Consider the following 1,908-nt stretch of genomic DNA (forward strand, 5'->3'; position numbering starts at 1 on the left):
GCTCGGGCGCGCGGCCTGCGGCGCGACGCGGCGGGAGGGGGTGCTCATCACGCGCCCTTGGCGGCCCGGAACCCGGCGTCGAGGTCCGCGAGGATGTCGTCGATGTGCTCGATCCCGACGGCGAGGCGCACGAGGCCCGGCGTGATGCCGGACTGGAGCTGCTGCTCCGGCGTCAGCTGGCTGTGCGTCGTGGAGGCCGGGTGGATGACGAGCGAGCGCACGTCCCCGATGTTGGCGACGTTCGAGTGCAACTCGAGACCGTCGACGAACCGCTTGCCGGCCTCCGCCCCGCCCTCGATCTCGAACGCGATGACGGCCCCGGTGCCGCGCGGGGCGTACTTGAGGGCGTTGGCGTGCCACGGGCTGGAGGGCAGGCCGGCGTAGTGCACGGTGCGGACGTCGTCGCGCGCCTCGAGCCACTCCGCGACCGCCTGGGCGTTCTGCACGTGCCGCTCGATCCGCAGGGACAGCGTCTCCAGCCCCTGGGCGATGAGGAACGCGTTGAACGGCGAGATCGCGGACCCGAGGTCGCGCAGCAGCTGCACGCGCGCCTTGAGGATGAAGGCGAGGTTGACGCCGAACGCGCCGCCGACGCCGAGGTCGCGGGCGTAGACGAGGCCGTTGTAGCTGGGGTCGGGCTGGTTGTAGTTGGGGAAGCGGTCCGGGTCCTGGGCGAAGTCGAACGTGCCGCCGTCGACGATGACCCCGCCGATCGCCGTGCCGTGCCCGCCCAGGTACTTGGTCGCCGAGTGCGTGACGATGTCCGCGCCGTGCTCGAGCGGGCGCACGAGGTAGGGCGTGGCGACGGTGTTGTCGACGACGAGCGGGACGCCGACCTCGTGCGCGACCGCCGCGACGGCCTCGATGTCGAGGATGTCCGCCTTGGGGTTCGGGATGGTCTCGCCGAAGAACAGCTTGGTCTCCGGGCGGACCGCGTCGCGCCAGGACTGCGGGTCGTGCGGGTCGGTCACGAACGTGACCTGGACGCCGAGCTTCGGCAGCGTGTGGTGCAGCAGGTTGTAGGTGCCGCCGTACAGGCTCGGGCTGGCGACGACGTGGTCGCCCGCCTCGGCGATGTTGAGGATCGCGTAGGTGGTCGCCGCCTGGCCGGAGGCCAGGAGCAGCGCGCCGACGCCGCCCTCGAGGGAGGCGATGCGGTCCTCGACCGCCTGCTGCGTCGGGTTGCCGATCCGGGTGTAGATCGGGCCGAGGTCCTGCAGCGCGAAGCGCGCGGCGGCGGCGTCGGGGAAGACGAAGGACGTCGTCTGGTGGATGGGCAGCGCGCGGGCGCCGCTGGCGTCGACCGTCTGGCCGGCGTGGATCTGGCGGGTCTCGAAGGACCAGCTCGGGTTCGTCATGGTGGTCTCCTGGGGGTCTCGGGGTACGAGCCGCGGATGACCATCGCCAGTGCGCCACTGACCCTGGCCAGCCGCGATCGGCTGGGGCGGGGAGGCACGTGGGGAGCGAGGCCGCCGGAGACCTGGACCTGCTGCTGCCGTCAGGGCAGGGCGGTCAGGGTGTCTCGGGGCACACCACCGGACGTGCGCGGATCAGCGGCACATTCGGCGGGACATGGACCGCACGCTACGGCCGCGCTCCGCGTCCGCGGTAGTCCGGACCGGATGGTGAGACGGATGTCCATGCTTCGTTGCTCCGGACGGGTGACGCCGGGGCCGGGGCGGCGCGCGTGCGTGCAGGGTGTGACCGATGTGAAGGATGTGAATCGTGTGACAGGTGTTCTCAAGCGGGCCCAGCGGGACTAGCGTCGGGGTCCGTGAGCCCCCGCCCGCGCGTCGTCGCGCGCCCGACGCCCCGGCGGCGTCGTCGTGCGCTCGGTCGCGAGGCAGTCGGCGCGGCGGCGACGGCACTCCTGCTGGCGGTCGTCCCGGCCACCGCGGGGACCGCCTC

At 72.7% G+C, this 1,908-nt stretch carries 1 protein-coding gene; it reads right to left on the reverse strand.

What is annotated here, in order from left to right; all coding sequences use genetic code 11:
• Window positions 1–47 precede the first annotated feature (47 nt).
• Entirely contained in the window at window positions 48–1,358 is a 1,311-nt protein-coding gene (locus tag N866_RS18470) for a bifunctional o-acetylhomoserine/o-acetylserine sulfhydrylase (protein ID WP_034229520.1), read from the reverse strand.
• Window positions 1,359–1,908: the final 550 nt, after the last annotated feature.

The organism is Actinotalea ferrariae CF5-4, from assembly GCF_000603945.1.
GTDB classification, from domain to species: Bacteria; Actinomycetota; Actinomycetes; order Actinomycetales; family Cellulomonadaceae; genus Actinotalea; species Actinotalea ferrariae.

Coding starts and splice junctions, on each gene's coding strand:
- N866_RS18470 (WP_034229520.1), bottom strand. CDS start 1,358: ATGACGAACCCGAGCTGGTCCTTCGAGACCCGCCAGATCCACGCCGGC.